Source organism: Streptomyces sp. NPDC053665 (genome assembly GCF_055585285.1).
The window spans coordinates 173,768-189,993 of record NZ_JBVJKK010000008.1 but is presented as its reverse complement, the minus strand read 5'-3'; the positions used below and the strand labels follow the sequence as shown (position 1 = coordinate 189,993).

Sequence of the window (16,226 nt, the reverse complement as noted above, 5' to 3'; positions counted from 1 at the left end):
GTGGTGTCCCGTCGCTCACATCTCGAACGACTCGTGATGGATACGGCGGGCGGGGACTCCCGCGCCGCGCAGTGCCTCGTAGACGGTCTGCGCGAAGCCGGGCGGCCCGCACATGAAGACGTCGTGGTCGCCGATGTCGGGGATCTTGCGCTGGAGGGACTCGGCGGAGATGTCGGGGCGCTCCCCGTCCGGGCTGTTGACCGCGTACATCAGCCGCGCGCCGCGCTCGTCGGCGATCGCGGCCAGCTCGCCCCACAGGGCCAGGTCCTGGGTGCTGTTGGCCCGGTAGAGCAGGGTGATGTCGCCGGAGGCCCCGGGCAGCGTCTCGAACAGGGCCCGCATCGGGGTGATGCCCACGCCGCCCGCGACCAGCAGCACCTTGCCGCGGCTGCGGCGCTGCGCGGTCAGGGCGCCGTAGGGGCCCTCCGCCCACACCCGGGTGCCGGGGGTGAGGTCCCGCAACCGCTCGGTGTGGTCGCCGATCGCCTTCACGGTGATCCGCAGCATGTCCGGGCGGGGCGCCGCCGACAGCGAGTAGGGGTGCGAGCTGAACCGCATCCCGGGCGCCATGAACCGCCAGCGGAAGAAGTGCCCGGCCTCCGCGCCCATCCGGTGCAGCCTGCGCCCGCCGATCAGCACCGACACGATCCCCGGCGTCTCCTCGATGACCGCCTCGACGCGCATGCGGTGCCGCAGGTTCAGCCGGATCGGCGTGAGGATCCGGTACCAGAGGACCAGGACCGTCACGACCCCGTACAGCCCGTACCAAAAGGTCTTCGCGGCCGGCTCGACGGCGAACTCGTTGCCGGTCGTGATCTGGTGCCAGAACGTCAGGTACACGGCCGCGTAGGTCAGCAGGTGCACGTGGTACCAGGTGTCGTAGCCGATCAGCCGGCGCACCCCGCCGATCGACAGGATCCCGATGAGGAACAGCAGACCCGTCCCGATGGCGGCCTTGCCCATGTCGGGCAGCTGGTCGATGGAGTCGGTCGTCTGCTGGACGATGTCGCCGAGTCCCTTGCCCGCCTGCAGGGCGTAGCCGTACATGATGAGGAAGACGTGGGCGAGGACCAGGCAGAGCGTGTAGCGGCCGGTCATGGCGTGCCAGCGCGCGACCCGGTCGGTTCCCACCCGCCGCTCCAGTGCGGGCACCCGGGCCATCTGGAGCACCACCAGTGCCATGAGGTAGCCGGCGAGCAGGCCGGTGATGCGGCCCGCGGCCAGGATCTTGCTCGTGGTGTCGGCGAGGGACGGCGTGTTGTCCCACCACAGCCACAGCACGGCCGCCGCGCCGGCCCACAGGGCGATCAGCAGCGGGACGGCCGGGGAGCGGCGCGGGCGGATGCGGCGCATCGTCTGGCGGCGGGCGGCACGTCCGCCTGCGAGCGTGGTGGTCACGGTTCCTCCGTGGGGACTTGACCCTTGGCCCACAGATACGTGCGGGGGCACGGGAGTGTTCAGCCCGGCCGGGAGCCGTGTGCGCACCGCCATGACCGCGGGTGACTCCCGCTCGGCCGTCGTTCCGTCAGAGACCGGTGACGGCCGTCGGCCCGCTCGCCGTCCCCACGGCGATGTGCGGCCGCCGTGCCGGGTCGGCCCACAGCAGAAGGCGCCGCATCGCGTCCTTGGAGACGGACACGCAGCCGGCCGTCGCCCCACGCCCGTGGACGTGCAGGAAGATGCCCGCCCCGCGACCGCGCACCGGGCGGTCGTAGTTGAAGCCGACGACCAGGGCGTGCGCGTACTGCGTGCGGTAGGTGACGAGGTGTTCGGACTCGGCCGCCCGGCAGTCGGCCGCGCGGGGCTCGGTCCAGCGGTTGTAGGAGCGGGAGTCGTTGTCCTGGCACCACCAGGAGTCCTGGCGGACCCGCCGGTAGGGGTACTGGGTCCCGCGCGGGGCCGCCTCGATGCCGAACGCGTAGGGCAGGCCGTACACCCCGGTCGGGGTGGTGTTCGTGCCCTGTCTGCGCGTGGAGCCTTCGGTGAGGCCGTTCGCCCCGAAGCGCGCGGGGGCGGAGCCGGCCCGCACCCAGCGCCCGCCCGCCGTGCGGTCCCACCAGGTCACGGTGCCCGTGGTCGAGGCGGTGCCCGCCGCCACGGCGGTGATCAGCTGGGTGCCGCCGCCGGTGTGCGCCATCCGGGCCGGCAGCGGAGCGGGGGCGGGCGGCCCGGCGCCGAGCAGGAGGAGGGAGGAGACGGCGAGGGCGACGGCACCGGGGCGCATGCCTCAGACCGTAGAGGGCGGCAGCGGCAGCGGCAGCCCGGGGAGCCCGTCCAGGCTGGTGGCGATGTACTCCTTCTTGGTGAAGTAGGCGTCGAGCGAGGCGTCGTCCTCGCGGGCGAACCGCTTGCCGTGCAGATCCCGGTCCTCCTCGTACGCCATGAAGGGGACGGCGTAGCCGCAGGTGTCGCGGACGAGTTCGGCGGTGACGACGATGATCGCGCGCAGGCCGTGCGGAGAGGGGTCGATGCCCGGGAAGCGGGCGAGCAGTTCCCCGAATCGGGGGTCGTCGCGGAAGACGGGCTCACCCCTGCCGTGCACCCGGACGATGTTCGGCGGGCCCTGGAAGGCGCACCACATCAGGGTGATCCGTCCGTTCTCCCGCAGGTGGGCGATGGTCTCGGCGTTGGAGCCGGCGAAGTCGAGGTAGGCGACGGTGTGCTCGTCCAGCACCGCGAACGAGCCCGTGAGGCCCTTGGGGGAGAGGTTGACCGTGCCGTCGGCGGACAGGGGTGCGGTGGCGGTGAAGAAGACCGGTTGTGCCTCGATGAACGAGCGGAGCCGGCCGTCTATGCGCTCATGTGTCTTTCCCATGTCCAGCCATTATGGGTGTAGTTAGTTTGGCTGTCTAATGAATTGCGGGATCCGGTCACCTCTGCCGGACCCCGCGCAGTCCCCGACCGCGGCCGCCCCGGCCGGCGCTCCCACGGGGCGGCCGCGGCGCCTGTCACCTCACTTCGTGAGGGTGCAGGCGGCCAGGGTGTCGAGGCCCTGGGGCTTGGCGGCGGTGCGGCCGATGGCGGTGGCGATGCGGTTGACGGTGGCGACGCGCTTGTCCTCGAGGGGACCGAGGATGGCGTTCTGGACGAAGTTGGGTCCGCCCTGTCCGACGGTGTCGGCGAGGCGGGTGTTGGCTTCGCGGAGCTGGGTGTCGAGGAGGGCGAGGTTGCGGTCGACCTCGGCCCGGGCGGAGGCGGGGACGGCGGGGAGCTGGGAGCGCACGTCCGGGCAGCTGATCGTCCCGGCGCGGCCGTTCCCGGCATTGCCCGTGTTCCCGGTACTGCCTGTGTTCCCGGCATTGCCCGCGTTCCCGGCGTTGCCCGTGCCGCCGCCCGTCTGCGGCTTGCCGGCCTGGCCGTTGCCGGCGCCGTTGCCCGCGCCGTTGAGCGTGCAGGCGGCCAGGGTGTCGAGGCCCTGGGGCTTGGCGGCGGTGCGGCCGATGGCGGTGGCGATGCGGTTGACGGTGGCGACGCGCTTGTCCTCGAGGGGGCCGAGGATGGCGTTCTGGACGAAGTTGGGCCCGCCCTGTCCGACGGTGTCGGCGAGGCGGGTGTTGGCTTCGCGGAGCTGGGTGTCGAGGAGGGCGAGGTTGCGGTCGACCTCGGCCCGGGCGGAGGCGGGGACGGCGGGGAGCTGGGAGCGCACGTCCGGGCAGCTGATCGTGCCCGGACCGGCCAGGGTGCGGGCGGCGTTCCCGTTGCCCTTGGACGTCTCCCCGGCCAGGGCGAACCCGGCGATCACCGTGCCGGACAGCGCCACCGCGGCGGCGCCGCCGATGAGGGTGACGCGGCGCTTGTTGCACTTCGGAAGAGCCCTGGACATGGGGGTGCCTCACTAGGGTCGGTGTCGTCGGTGTGGGGAGCGCGGCGCCTGCGCTCGGCGAGAGGTACGGGTAAGCGGTTTCTCGCGTTCAAAGGAGCGCCGGATTTCCCGGCGGGCGACTTCACCGACCCGCCACCCTCCGGTGAATTGACGAAACATGCAGACCACTGCATACTCATGCATACGGATCCCGGCTCGGTGACGCGCTCACCCCGGGGGCAGGAACCCATAGAGGAGCACAGCAGGTGAGCAGCAACAGCGGTGATGTCCGGCTCTGGGGCGGCCGTTTCGCCGACGGCCCCGCCGAGGCCCTGGCGAAGCTCTCCGCGTCCGTCCACTTCGACTGGCGGCTCGCGCCCTACGACATCGCCGGCTCGCGCGCCCACGCCCGCGTCCTGCACACGGCGGGCCTGCTCACCGAGGACGAGCTGGAGCGCATGCTCGCCGGGCTCGACCGGCTGGAGGCCGACGTCGCCTCGGGCGCGTTCGTCGGCACGGTCGCCGACGAGGACGTCCACACCGCCCTGGAGCGCGGCCTGCTGGAGCGCCTCGGCGCGGACCTCGGCGGCAAACTGCGCGCCGGCCGCTCCCGCAACGACCAGGTCGCCACCCTCTTCCGCATGTACCTCCGCGACCACGCCCGCGTCATCGGCGGGCTGATCGCCGAGCTGCAGGACGCGCTGGTCGGCCTCGCCGAGGCGCACCCCGACGTGGCGATGCCCGGCCGCACGCACCTCCAGCACGCCCAGCCCGTCCTCTTCGCCCACCACGTCCTCGCCCATGTGCAGGCCCTCTCCCGGGACGCCGAGCGCCTGCGCCAGTGGGACGCCCGGACGGCCGTGTCGCCGTACGGCTCGGGTGCCCTGGCCGGTTCCTCCCTGGGGCTGGACCCGGAGGCGGTGGCGAAGGACCTGGGGTTCGAGCACGGGTCCGCCGGCAACTCCATCGACGGGACGGCCTCGCGGGACTTCGTCGCCGAGTTCGCCTTCATCACGGCGATGATCGGGGTCGACCTCTCCCGGATCGCCGAGGAGGTCATCATCTGGAACACGAAGGAGTTCTCCTTCGTGACCCTGCACGACGCCTTCTCCACGGGTTCGTCGATCATGCCGCAGAAGAAGAACCCGGACATCGCGGAGCTCGCGCGCGGCAAGTCCGGCCGCCTGATCGGCAACCTGACGGGCCTGATGGCCACGCTCAAGGCCCTCCCGCTCGCCTACAACCGCGACCTCCAGGAGGACAAGGAGCCGGTCTTCGACTCGATCGACCAGCTGGAGGTTCTGCTGCCGGCCTTCACCGGCATGATGGCCACGCTCACCGTCCACCGCGAGCGCATGGAGGAGCTGGCCCCGGCGGGCTTCTCCCTCGCCACCGACATCGCCGAGTGGCTGGTCAAGCAGGGCGTGCCCTTCCGTGTGGCCCACGAGGTCGCGGGTGAGTGCGTGAAGGTCGCCGAGTCCGAGGGCAAGGAGCTGGACGCCCTGACGGACGAACAGTTCGCCAAGATCTCCGCCCACCTCACGCCCGAGGTGCGGACGGTCCTGAACGTCGCCGGCGCCCTGGCCTCCCGCAACGGCAGGGGCGGCACGGCCCCGAGCGCGGTGGCCGTCCAGCTGGCCGAGGTGAAGGCGGACCTGGCGATCCAGCACGAGTGGGCGCTGGCCAAGGGCAGCGCCCTCTAGAGGCCCGGGGCGGTAGCGGTGTGCGGCTGCGCCGCGGAGGCGCGCCAGGCCGCGGCGAGCCCGCGCGCGCCGAACCACCGCTCGAGCCGGACTCCGATCGCGAGCGCCGAAGGGCATCGCGGGTACGTTGGTCGGGAGCCGTACCGGACCCGACCGAACGGAGCCCGCGATGCCCTTCGCGCGACTGGCGACCGCGACGACCCCCACCTGCCACATCGGACTGGGCCTCGCCGCCGTCGGGCGCCCCGGCTACATCAACCTCGGCCGGGACGAAGACCTCGGAGCGGACCGCAGCGTCGACGCGCTGCGGTCCCGCACCCACGACCTCCTCGACGCCGCCTACGCCCAGGGCGTCCGCTACTTCGACGTCGCCCGCTCCTACGGCCGCTCCGAGGAGTTCCTCGCCGGCTGGCTCGAGGCCAGGCCCGCCGTCGACGACGTCGTCGTCGGCAGCAAGTGGGGCTACACCTACACCGCCGACTGGTCCACCGACGCCGAGACGCACGAGGTCAAGGACCACGGCCTCGCCACCTACGAACGGCAGCGCGCCGAGACCGACGCCCTGCTCGGCGACCGGCTCGACCTCTACCAGATCCACTCGGTGACGCCGGACAGCCCGGCCCTCACCGACAAGGAACTGCACGCGAGGCTCGCGGAGGCCGCCGCCCAGGGCCTGACCGTGGGCTTCTCCACCAGCGGGCCCGCCCAGGCCGACGCCATCAGGGCCGCCCTCTCCGTCACCGTCGACGGCGAGCCCCTCTTCCGCACCGTCCAGTCCACCTACAACGCGCTGGAGACCTCCGCGGGTCCCGCCCTCGCCGAGGCGCACGCCGCGGGACTCACCGTGATCGTCAAGGAGGGCATGGCCAACGGCCGCCTCGCGGGCGCGCACGCGCCGGACGCCCTCCGGGAGGTCGCCGCCCGGACCGGGCTGGGCTGCGACGCGGTGGCGCTGGCGACGATCCTGCGCCGGCCCTGGGCCGGGGTCGTCCTGTCCGGCGCCGCCACCACCGCCCAGCTCGCCTCGAACCTCCACGCGGCGGTCGTCGACCTCGACGACGACCAGCTGGACCGCCTCGCCGGACTCGCCGAGGAGCCGCGGGCCTACTGGGAGCGCCGCGGACAGCTGCCCTGGCACTGATCCCCGCGCCGGACGGAACCGCACCGGCATGAGTCACGCCTGCCCGTGGTGAGACATTGATGTCTCATTCGGTGTATGGTTGTCTCATGCCTGTCGATCCCGACCACGTGCTGCGCTCCGCCGCCGCCCTGCTGACCCGCAAGTCCACCGCGACCATGGACGAGGTCGCCAAGGCCGCCGGGATCAGCCGCGCCACCCTGCACCGGCACTTCGCCGGACGGGACGCGCTCGTCCGCGCCCTGGAGTCGCTGGGCATCGCCGAGTGCGAGGCCGCGCTGCGGGCGGCCCGGCTCGACGAGGGCACGGCGAGCGAGGCCGTACGCCGGCTGATCGGCGCCATCGAACCGGCCGCGGGGCTGCTCGCCTTCCTCTACACCGAGAACCAGCTGTTCGAGGGCGAGGAGCAGAACGCGGGCTGGACCGAGATCGACGACCGGATCTCCGCCCTGTTCCGGCGCGGCCAGCTCAGCGGCGAGTTCCGCATCGACCTCACGCCCGCCTGGCTCACCGAGGCGCTGTACGGCCTGCTGGCCTCCGGCGCCTGGCTGGTGCAGAGCGGCAAGGGCGCACCCAAGGACTTCCAGCACATGATCGTCGAGCTGCTGCTCGGCGGCGCGGTCAGAAGAGAGGAATCATGACCAGCACCCTGCAGGCGGCCGAGACGGAGGCGGTGAAGCGTCCGGGCCGGTGGCTCGCGCTCGGCGTCCTGGTGCTCGCCGTACTGCTGGTGGCCGTCGACGCGACCGTCCTCGGTCTCGCGACCCCCTACATCAGTGAGGACCTCGAGCCCTCCGGCACGCAGCTGCTGTGGATCGGTGACGTCTACTCGTTCGTCATCGCCGGCCTGCTCGTGTCCATGGGCAGCCTCGGCGACCGGATCGGCCGCAAGCGGATCCTGCTCGGAGGCGCCACCGCGTTCGGCGCGATATCCGTCCTCAACGCCTACGCCACCACGCCCGAGACGCTGATCGTCGCCCGGGCGCTGCTCGGTGTCGCCGGTGCGACCCTGATGCCGGCCACGCTCGCTCTGATCCGCAACCTCTTCCACGACCCGCGCGAGCGCAGCCTCGCCGTCGGCATCTGGGGTGCCACCGCCTCGGCGGGCACGGCCGTCGGCCCGATCGTCGGCGGGTTCCTGCTGGAGCACTTCTGGTGGGGCTCGGTCTTCCTGATCAACCTGCCCGTGATGGCCGTCCTGGTCCTCGTCGGCATCAAGCTGCTGCCCGAGTCGCGTACGGCCGACCCCGGCCCCTGGGACCTGGTCAGCGTGGTGCTGTCGCTGGTCGGCATGATCGGCGTGGTCTACGCCGTCAAGGAGACCGCGACCCACGGCATCGCGTGGAGCCCGGCGGCCGCGGGCCTGCTGGGCGCCGCCGCCCTCTACGGCTTCGTCCGCCGGCAGCTCCGGCTCCCGGCGCCGCTGCTGGACATGCGGCTGTTCCGCAACCGCGGCTTCAGCGGTGCCGTCCTGGCCGACCTGCTGACCATCCTCGGCCTGTCCGGACTGGTGTTCTTCCTGTCGCAGTACCTGCAACTCGTGCAGGGCAGGCGTCCGTTGGAGGCCGGTTTGGCCGAACTGCCCGCCGCCGTCGGAGCGGTGGTGGCCGGTCTGATCGCCGGCCGTGCGGCCCGCCGCTACTCCGTCCGGGCCGTCGTCTCCGGAGGCCTGGCGGCGATCGGCCTGGCCCTGGCGACGCTGACCGTGGTCGACCAGTCCACCGGCTACCCGCTGCTCGGCAGCGCGCTGCTGGTGGTCGGCGTCGGCGCCGGGTTCTCCTTCACGGTGACCGCCGACGTGATCCTCTCCAGCGTGCCCAAGGAGCAGGCCGGTGCCGCGTCCGCGGTCTCCGAGACGGCGTACGAACTCGGCGCCGCCCTCGGCATCGCCGCGCTGGGCTCGATCGTGACGGCCGTCTACCGGGACTTCACCGGCCCTGCGGGCACGCCGGACGCGGCGCACGAGTCGCTGGGCGGCGCGGTCGAGGCGGCGGGGCACATGCCCGCCCACACCGCCGCCGCGATGCTGGACGCGGCCCGCACGTCCTTCGTCGACGGGCTGGCCCTCGCGGCGGGCGTCGGGGCGGCGGTCCTGCTGGCCACGGCGGCGGCGGCCTGGTTCCTGCTACGCCACCAGCGCCTGGAAACCACGCCAGACCACCCCTGACCCCCCGACCGCCGAAACGCCCCTGAGGACAGGGGCGCGGGGAACTGCGCGAAAACCCCCACGCACCGGCAGCCAAAGCCGAGGGGCGCGGGGAAACGGCGCACTCAGGGGCGCGGGGAACTGCGCGAAAACCCCCACGCACCGGCAGTCGAAGCCGAGGAGCGCGGGGAAACGGCGCACTCAGGGGCGCGGGGAACTGCGCGAAAAGCCCGAGGCACTCGCACCCGCCCCCGCCCCCGCCGAACCACCGCTCACCGGCACCGACGGCCGGCGCCCCCGCCCCCGACCTCGCCCAAAAAACTACGCCGCTTCCTTCGCCTTGCTGGCATACATGTCCACGTACTCCTGCCCGGACAGCCGCATGACCTCGGTCATCACCGAGTCGGTCACGGCACGCAACACGTACCGGTCCCGGTCCATCCCCTCGTACCGGGAGAACTCCATCGCCTCACCGAACCGCACCGTGACCTTGCCCGGCCGCGGCACCCCGGCCCCACCCGGCTGGAGCTTGTCCGTGCCGATCATCGCGAACGGCACGACCGGCGCACCCGTCATCAGCGTCAGCCGGGCGATGCCCGTCCGCCCGCGGTACAGACGTCCGTCGGGCGAGCGCGTGCCCTCCGGGTAGATCCCGAAGATCCGGCCCTCCTCCAGCACCCGGCGCCCGGTCATCAGCGCGGCGACACCGCCCCGGCCGCCGTCGCGGTCGACCGGGATCATGCCGACACCGGTGAAGAACCAGGCCATGAGCCGGCCCTTGAAGCCCTTGCCGGTCACGTACTCGTCCTTGCCGATGAAGACGACCTGCCGGTCGCAGACCAGCGGAAGGATCATCGAGTCGATGAACGTGAGGTGGTTGCCCGCCAGGATGACCGGACCGTCGCCGGGAATGTGCTCCGCGCCCTCCACCTGGGGGCGGAACATCAGCCGCATGATCGGGCCGAGCACTGCCTTGATGAGCTCGAAGCGGGACAACGGACCCTCCGGTGTCAAGGGATGCGATATGAGTCTGTGCAGGTGAGGACGATACTCGCGGGGCCCGTGGTCGCGCACATCGGGCACGGCGACTTAACCGAGACCTTACGCACTGTTGACGCGGCTTCACCTGCGGTGACGCGCCGTCGACGGTGCGTGAGGCGCCGGAGGGTGTGACACACATCGCCTCCGGGCACACCCCTTCGCGTTCCCGGAAGGACGCGGCCGAACCGGCCCGGATGCGACGAACCGTCAGTTCACCGCCCCCACCGGCCTCGGTGACATCCCCCGTCACCCGCGTGTTCCGCCCGCGGTCTCCCGTCCGTCATGTACGCGCCCCTACGATCGGCCCGCACGGACGAGGACGACGGTCAGGAGGCGCTCATGGCAACGCGCGAGTCGAACCGCGAGTCGAACCGCGAGTCGAACGGGGACACGACCGGGGACACGGCCCGCACCGGACGGCGGGCGCTGCTCGGTGCGGCGGTGCTGGGCGCCGGCGGAGCGGTCCTCGGCATGGCCGGTACGGCCAGAGCCGACGGAACCCGGCACGGCGGCGGACTGGGCGGTCTGCCCAAGCCGACGATCATCGGCCACCGCGGCGCCAGCGGCTACCGCCCCGAGCACACCCTCGGCTCGTACCAGCTGGCCCTCGACATGGGGGCCGACATCGTCGAGGCGGGCGACCTCGTCCCCACCAGGGACGGCCATCTGGTGTGCCGTCACGAGCCGGAGATCGGCGGCACTACGGACGTCGCCGACCACCCCGAGTTCGCGGGGCGCAGGAAGACCAAGGTCCTCGACGGCGTCTCCACCACCGGCTGGTTCACCGAGGACTTCACGCTCGCCGAGCTGAAGACGCTCCGCGCGGTCGAGCGCATCCCGGCCAACCGCCCGCACAACACCCTCTACGACGGCCGCTGGGAGATCCCCACCTTCGAGGAGGTCCTGCGCTGGCAGGACGAGCAGACCCGCAGGCGCGGCAAGCAGGTCTGGATCTACCCCGAGCTCAAGCACCCCACCTACTTCCGCCGGCAGGGCCTGCCGCTGGAGGAGCGCGTCGCCAAGGTGCTGCACCGGCACCGCAAGGACCGGCGGAACTCCCCGGTCGTGCTCCAGTCGTTCGAGCCGACGAGCGTCCAGCGGCTCGACGAGCTCGTGGACAACCCCCTGGTCGTCCTGCTGTCGTCGGCCGGCTCCCGCCCCTGGGACTTCGTCGAGACCGGCGACCCGCGCACCGTCGCCGATCTCGTGAAGCCGGCCGGCCTGCGCGAGATCGCCTCGTACGCGCAGGGCATCGGACCCACCCTGGACCTGGTGATCCCGCGTGACGCGCAGGGCAGGCTCACCCAGCCCACCACGCTGGTCGCCGACGCGCACAAGGCGGGCCTGATCCTGCACCCCTACACCCTGCGCAACGAGAACCCCTTCCTGCCCGCCGAGTTCCGCAAGGGCACGGACGTGGACGCCTACGGTGACGTCTTCGGCGCCTACCGGGCGTACTTCGCGACCGGCATCGACGGGGTCTTCACCGACCAGCCCGACACCGGCCTGCTGGCGCGTGAGGACTTCCGCAACCGCTGACCGCGTCAACTCCCCGGCTCACACCGCCCGGTCGGGTGAGGTTCCGCCGCCCGGGCAACCCACCGCCCGGGCGGCCGCGTCGCACCGCATATGACGCACGACCTGGTCACCGCCCTGCGCCCGCTGCTCACAGCCGAGGCCGCCGCGGAGGCATATGCCGCCGGAACCGAGGCGGGTGATCTGGAGCAGGCCGTCTGGCTCCGCCTGCTGGAGCGCCTGGAGGCCGACGGCCCGCCGCGCGACCCCGGGCAGTGGCTGCGCAGGGCGGTCCGGGCGGAGGCCCGCCGTACCCGCCGCACCCGCCGTCTCGAACGGCCGTACCCCGCCGAGCCGGCCGACGACGGCGGCGACCCCGAGCAACTCGCCCTCGCCGCGGCCCGCGGGCGCGCCCTGCGCGCTGCCGTGCGCCGACTCCCGGGCCGCTGCCCCCGGCTGATGGAGGCCCTGCTCGCACCCGAGGACCTGACCTACCGGGAAATCGCAGGGGAGTTGGGTATCTCACAGGGGAGTCTCGGCCCGGAACGTTCCAGATGCCTGGGATGTCTGCGCAGATTGCTCCCACCGGAGGTTGCGGCCCACTGAGGACGGGGATAGGAGTGGGGGACCATCGGTGATCAGATGAGCGGAAGGCGTGCGCACATGGGCATGAGCGTGACCATTTCTGCGGCGACCGAGCAGGACGCGGAGCAGATCTTCAGGTTGCAGTACCTGTGCTTCCAGCCGGAGGCGGCGCTGTACGGCAACTACCGCATCGACCCGCTCGTCCAGACCCTCGACTCCGTCCGCGAGGAGGTCGCCCGCGACTGCGTCTTCGTGGCCCGGCTCGGCGACGAGGTCGTCGGCTCGGTCCGCGGCTCGGTCACCGAGGACGGCGCGGCCGTCATCGGCAAGCTCTGCGTCCACCCCCGCCTTCAGGGGCACGGCATCGGGGCCCGGCTGCTGCGCGCGGCCGAGGCGGCCCTGGCCGGCCGGCACGGTGCGACCCGCTTCCGCCTCCACACCGGCCACCGCAGCGAGGGCACCCTCCGCCTGTACCGCAAGGTCGGCTACCAGACGGTGGGCACGTCCCAGGGAGCCGACGGCGTACCGATGATCGTCCTGGAGAAGCCGGCGACGACCTACGCGGCGACCGCCTGAACCCGCCTCCCGGGGCGCACGGAGCGCTCCGCACGGCCCGGCGCCGCCCGGGGCACCTCAGACGGCGCCGGTGTCCCGCGTACGCGAGGAGCGCAGCCAGTAGATGGCGGTGAGCGGCAGCAGCACCGGGATGAAGAGGTAGCCCATCCCGAAGTCCGACCAGACCGTCGCGTCCGGGAAGGCGGACGGCTCCACCAGGGTCCAGGTGCCCACCGTCAGCACCCCGACCAGCTCGGCGGCGCAGCACGCCAGCGCGACCCTGCGCGCCGTCTCCCCGCCCCGCACCAGCGTGTACGTGATGAACCCGTACACCACCCCGGCCACCGCCGACAGCGAGTACGCCAGCGGTGCCCGGTCGAACTCGGTGGCGATCTGGTACGCCGAGCGCGACACCGCGCCGACCACCATCACGCCGTACAGCCACACCAGCAGCGTGCCCGGCCCGGAGGCCAGCCGCCGCCGGCCCGCCTCAGCCCGCCCAGATGTCATAGAGCCGCACCTCCAGCACCGCCAGCACCACACCACCGGCCGCCACCGTCACCGAACCCCACCGGGTCCGCTCGGCCAGCGACATGAACCCCGCCGCCGGGACGCACGCGAACGCCCCCAGCAGATACGCCACGAAGATCGTCGTGCCCTGCGCCGGCTTCTCGCCCCGCGCCAGCAGCACGATCCCCACGATCAGCTGGACCAGCGACAGCAGGGTGACCACGGCCATCCCGACGAAGTGCCAGTCCTTGGTCGGCTGGTCGCGGTAGGCCGCCCAGCCGCACCAGGCGGCCAGCAGCAGCGCGGCGACGCCGGTCACCAGCGTCAGGACAGTGAGCATGCAGCGACCCTATTACGCCCGGGACGGCCCCCTGCTCCGGGCCCTGGCCTGCACCGTAGGGTCGAGGGCATGACGATCCACGCGCAGGCCCTGCTCTTCGACAACGACGGCACCCTCGTCTCCTCCCTCGCCTCGGTGGACCGCTGCTGGACCCGGTGGGCCGCGGAGTACGGCATCACCGCGCAGGAGTTCGCCCGGGTCGAGCTGCACGGCCGGCCCGCCGCCGAGATAGCCGCCGACCTGCTGCCCGCCGAGGTGGTGCCCCAGGCCGTCGCGCGGATCGAGGAGCTGGAGGTCGAGGACGTGCCGCGCGGCGGCGTCGAGCTGCTGCCGGGCACCCGTGCCTTCCTCGACGCGCTGCCCGCCGACCGCTGGGCCGTCGTCACCTCCGCCACGCGGCGGCTGGCCGAGGCCCGCCTCGACGCCGTCGGCATCCTCCCCAAGACGCTGGTCGCGGCCGACGACATCACCCGCGGCAAGCCCGACCCCGAGCCGTACCTGCTGGCCGCCCGCGCGCTCGGCGTCGACCCCGCCCACTGCGTCGTCTTCGAGGACGCCCCCGCCGGGCTCGCCTCCGGCCGCGCCGCCGGGATGACCACCGTGGCGTTGACCACAACCCACCGGGCCGAGGAACTCCGGGCCGACCTGGTCGTGGAGAACCTGTCGGCCTTGTCCGCACTGGTCACCGACCGGGGCGTGGAGATCTCCCCGCGGGCGTGAGCGGGCCGGTCCGCCCGCCGCCCCTGTCCATGGATGTCCAGCATCCGGACAGCGGCGGCCGGTCAGGACCGTACACATGTTTTACTTGCCGCATGACCACGACGAGCGACCGCGCCCCCGCGACCGAGGCGACCATGACGCCCGGTGCTCGTTGTATGTGTCGAATGTGCGCCTTCTAGAGGGCCCCCGCACCACCCCGAGCTCGCGCCCCGAAGCGAGACCGCGGCCCGTCCGCACGCCCTGAGCGGCGCGTGACGCGAAGCCGCCCGCGCACATGTTTCTCCCCGGTTCCCCTTTCCCGTGAGAACCGTGTCGCGTCCCTGACCGAATGCACCTGTGCCCGGGCACACCCACGCCCGCGCACTCGACAGTGACGGAAACCCAGTGATCACCACATCGGGCCTCACCAAGGTCTACCGCTCACGCGGCCGCGAGGTCACCGCCCTGGACGGCGTGGACCTGCACGTCCGCGAGGGCGAGGTGTACGGCGTCATCGGCCAGTCCGGCGCCGGCAAGTCCTCGCTCATCCGCTGCGTCAACCTCCTGGAACGCCCCACCTCCGGCACCGTGACCGTCGCCGGGCAGGACCTCACCGCCCTGGCGGGCCGCGGACCCCGCGCCGGCAGGGAGCTGCGGCGGGCGCGCAGCCGGATCGGCATGGTCTTCCAGCACTTCAACCTGCTGTCCTCGCGCACCGTGCAGGACAACGTCGAACTGCCGCTGGAGATCCTCGGGCGGTCCGGCAGGGACCGCTCCCGCAAGGCCCTCGAACTGCTCGACCTGGTCGGTCTCGCCGACAAGGCCGGCGCCTACCCGTCCCAGCTGTCCGGCGGCCAGAAGCAGCGCGTGGGCATCGCCCGCGCCCTGGCCGGCGACCCCAAGGTCCTGCTGTCCGACGAGGCGACCAGCGCCCTCGACCCCGAGACGACCCGCTCCATCCTGGCGCTGCTGCGCGACCTGAACCAGCAGCTCGGTCTCACCGTCCTGCTGATCACCCACGAGATGGACGTCGTGAAGTCGGTCTGCGACTCGGCCGCCCTCATGGAGAACGGGCGCATCGTCGAGTCGGGCACGGTCAGCGAACTGCTCGCCACCCCCGGTTCGGAACTGGCCGCCGCGCTGTTCCCGCTCGACGGCGAGGCCTCGGGCGCGGACCGCACCGTCGTCGACGTGACCTTCCAGGGCGAGAGCGCCACCCAGCCCGTCATCTCCCAGCTCGCCCGCACCTACAACATCGACATATCGATCCTCGGCGCCGCCATCGACACCGTCGGCGGCCTCCAGGTCGGCCGGATGCGCATCGAACTGCCCGGCCGCTACGAGGACAACGTCGTCCCGATCGGGTTCCTGCGCGAGCAGGGCCTGCAGATCGACGTCCCGGGCCACGAGTCCGTACTGGTGAAGGAAGGTGCCAAGTGACCTGGTCCGAGATGCAGCCCCTGCTGACCCAGGCGTGTTGGGACACGCTCTACATGGTCGGCTGGTCCACGCTCATCGCCGTCGTCGGCGGGCTCCCGCTGGGCGTCCTGCTGGTCCTCACCGACCGCGGCGGCCTGCTCCAGAACGTCGTCGCGAGCAAGGTCATCGGGCAGGTCGTGAACATCGCCCGGTCGCTGCCGTTCATCATCCTGATGGTCGCGCTGATGACCTTCACCCGGTGGATCACCGGCACGACCATCGGCCGCGAGGCCGCCATCGTGCCCCTGGCCGTCGGCGCCATCCCGTTCTTCGCGCGCCTGGTCGAGACGGCCGTGCGCGAGGTGGACCACGGACTCGTCGAGGCCGTGCAGGCCATGGGCGGCAACACCTGGACCATCGTGCGCAAGGTCCTCGTCCCCGAGTCCCTGCCGTCGCTGATCTCCAGCACCACCACCACGGTCGTCGCCCTCATCGGCTACTCCGCCATGGCCGGCACCGTCGGCGCCGGCGGCCTCGGCGACATCGCCATCCGCTACGGCTACCAGCGCTTCGAGACCCAGCTCATGTGGATCACCGTCGCCATCCTCGCCGTCGTCATCTCCCTGATCCAGTTCGCCGGCGACTACGCGGCACGCTCCCTGCACCGCCGCGGCGCCCGCTCGGGCCCCGCCCCCCGACTGCGGCTCCTCAAAGCCGCCTCCTGAACTCCCCGTCCACCCATGACGGGGCAGCACCACCCCCAGGCCATAAGG

17 protein-coding genes are annotated in these 16,226 nt (G+C 72.3%); 10 read left to right on the top strand and 7 right to left on the bottom strand.

The window, feature by feature from the left end; all coding sequences use genetic code 11:
- Positions 1-15: 15 nt before the first annotated feature.
- From ACZ6ZN_RS28915 to ACZ6ZN_RS28900, 4 genes are all read right to left on the bottom strand, one after another.
- Complete coding sequence (locus ACZ6ZN_RS28915) at positions 16-1,398, bottom strand: ferredoxin reductase family protein (RefSeq protein ID WP_398110638.1); 1,383 nt, start codon at positions 1,396-1,398, stop codon at positions 16-18.
- Between the two features lie 127 nt (positions 1,399-1,525).
- Positions 1,526-2,224, bottom strand: a complete 699-nt coding sequence (locus tag ACZ6ZN_RS28910; RefSeq protein ID WP_469650737.1) for a L,D-transpeptidase family protein — start codon at positions 2,222-2,224, stop codon at positions 1,526-1,528.
- Between the two features lie 3 nt (positions 2,225-2,227).
- Positions 2,228-2,815, bottom strand: a complete 588-nt coding sequence (locus tag ACZ6ZN_RS28905) for a pyridoxamine 5'-phosphate oxidase family protein (protein ID WP_469650735.1) — start codon at positions 2,813-2,815, stop codon at positions 2,228-2,230.
- A gap of 138 nt (positions 2,816-2,953) precedes the next feature.
- Positions 2,954-3,823: a hypothetical protein gene (locus ACZ6ZN_RS28900; protein WP_469650732.1), complete on the bottom strand. Its 870-nt coding sequence runs from the start codon at positions 3,821-3,823 to the stop codon at positions 2,954-2,956.
- A gap of 245 nt (positions 3,824-4,068) precedes the next feature.
- On the opposite strand from ACZ6ZN_RS28900, the gene argH reads away from it, so the two are divergent.
- From argH to ACZ6ZN_RS28880, 4 genes are all read left to right on the top strand, one after another.
- Positions 4,069-5,505, top strand: coding sequence for an argininosuccinate lyase (gene argH, locus ACZ6ZN_RS28895; protein WP_398110642.1), 1,437 nt, complete (start codon positions 4,069-4,071; stop codon positions 5,503-5,505).
- 169 nt (positions 5,506-5,674) lie between these two features.
- On the top strand, positions 5,675-6,646 hold the full coding sequence (locus ACZ6ZN_RS28890; protein WP_469650730.1) for an aldo/keto reductase: 972 nt from the start codon (positions 5,675-5,677) through the stop codon (positions 6,644-6,646).
- Positions 6,647-6,732: 86 nt separating this feature from the next.
- Positions 6,733-7,284 (top strand): TetR/AcrR family transcriptional regulator, encoded by a 552-nt coding sequence (locus tag ACZ6ZN_RS28885; RefSeq protein ID WP_469650727.1) that lies wholly within the window; start codon positions 6,733-6,735, stop codon positions 7,282-7,284.
- Positions 7,281-8,810 carry an MFS transporter gene (locus tag ACZ6ZN_RS28880; protein WP_469650725.1) on the top strand — a complete coding sequence of 510 codons (1,530 nt, stop codon included), beginning with the start codon at positions 7,281-7,283 and terminating at the stop codon, positions 8,808-8,810. The genes ACZ6ZN_RS28885 and ACZ6ZN_RS28880 overlap by 4 nt, the downstream gene beginning before the upstream one ends.
- A 300-nt stretch (positions 8,811-9,110) precedes the next feature.
- Here the strand turns inward: ACZ6ZN_RS28880 and ACZ6ZN_RS28875 are convergent, their stop codons facing one another.
- Positions 9,111-9,785 carry a lysophospholipid acyltransferase family protein gene (locus tag ACZ6ZN_RS28875; RefSeq protein ID WP_398110646.1) on the bottom strand — a complete coding sequence of 225 codons (675 nt, stop codon included), beginning with the start codon at positions 9,783-9,785 and terminating at the stop codon, positions 9,111-9,113.
- A gap of 384 nt (positions 9,786-10,169) precedes the next feature.
- On the opposite strand from ACZ6ZN_RS28875, the gene ACZ6ZN_RS28870 reads away from it, so the two are divergent.
- The 3 genes from ACZ6ZN_RS28870 (at position 10,170) to ACZ6ZN_RS28860 (ending at position 12,506) form a co-directional block, all read left to right on the top strand.
- On the top strand, positions 10,170-11,369 hold the full coding sequence (locus ACZ6ZN_RS28870; protein ID WP_469650722.1) for a glycerophosphodiester phosphodiesterase: 1,200 nt from the start codon (positions 10,170-10,172) through the stop codon (positions 11,367-11,369).
- A 90-nt stretch (positions 11,370-11,459) separates the two neighbouring features.
- Positions 11,460-11,951, top strand: coding sequence for a sigma-70 family RNA polymerase sigma factor (locus ACZ6ZN_RS28865; protein ID WP_469650720.1), 492 nt, complete (start codon positions 11,460-11,462; stop codon positions 11,949-11,951).
- A 57-nt stretch (positions 11,952-12,008) separates the two neighbouring features.
- A complete protein-coding gene (locus ACZ6ZN_RS28860; protein ID WP_369197512.1) occupies positions 12,009-12,506 on the top strand; it encodes a GNAT family N-acetyltransferase in 498 nt (165 codons plus the stop codon).
- Positions 12,507-12,563: 57 nt separating this feature from the next.
- Here the strand turns inward: ACZ6ZN_RS28860 and ACZ6ZN_RS28855 are convergent, their stop codons facing one another.
- Together ACZ6ZN_RS28855 and ACZ6ZN_RS28850 are read right to left on the bottom strand one after the other, a co-directional pair.
- Positions 12,564-12,995, bottom strand: a complete 432-nt coding sequence (locus ACZ6ZN_RS28855; protein ID WP_451879126.1) for a hypothetical protein — start codon at positions 12,993-12,995, stop codon at positions 12,564-12,566.
- Positions 12,976-13,335 (bottom strand): hypothetical protein, encoded by a 360-nt coding sequence (locus tag ACZ6ZN_RS28850; RefSeq protein WP_451879125.1) that lies wholly within the window; start codon positions 13,333-13,335, stop codon positions 12,976-12,978. The genes ACZ6ZN_RS28855 and ACZ6ZN_RS28850 overlap by 20 nt, the downstream gene beginning before the upstream one ends.
- 69 nt (positions 13,336-13,404) lie before the next feature.
- Between ACZ6ZN_RS28850 and ACZ6ZN_RS28845 the strand changes: the two genes are divergently transcribed.
- The 3 genes from ACZ6ZN_RS28845 to ACZ6ZN_RS28835 all read left to right on the top strand — a co-directional run bounded on the left by ACZ6ZN_RS28845 (position 13,405) and on the right by ACZ6ZN_RS28835 (position 16,178).
- On the top strand, positions 13,405-14,055 hold the full coding sequence (locus ACZ6ZN_RS28845; RefSeq protein ID WP_451879124.1) for an HAD family hydrolase: 651 nt from the start codon (positions 13,405-13,407) through the stop codon (positions 14,053-14,055).
- 384 nt (positions 14,056-14,439) lie between these two features.
- Positions 14,440-15,474: a methionine ABC transporter ATP-binding protein gene (locus tag ACZ6ZN_RS28840; protein ID WP_469650717.1), complete on the top strand. Its 1,035-nt coding sequence runs from the start codon at positions 14,440-14,442 to the stop codon at positions 15,472-15,474.
- Positions 15,471-16,178 (top strand): methionine ABC transporter permease, encoded by a 708-nt coding sequence (locus tag ACZ6ZN_RS28835; RefSeq protein ID WP_398110653.1) that lies wholly within the window; start codon positions 15,471-15,473, stop codon positions 16,176-16,178. Before ACZ6ZN_RS28840 ends, ACZ6ZN_RS28835 begins: the two co-directional genes overlap by 4 nt.
- The last annotated feature ends 48 nt before the right edge of the window (positions 16,179-16,226 follow it).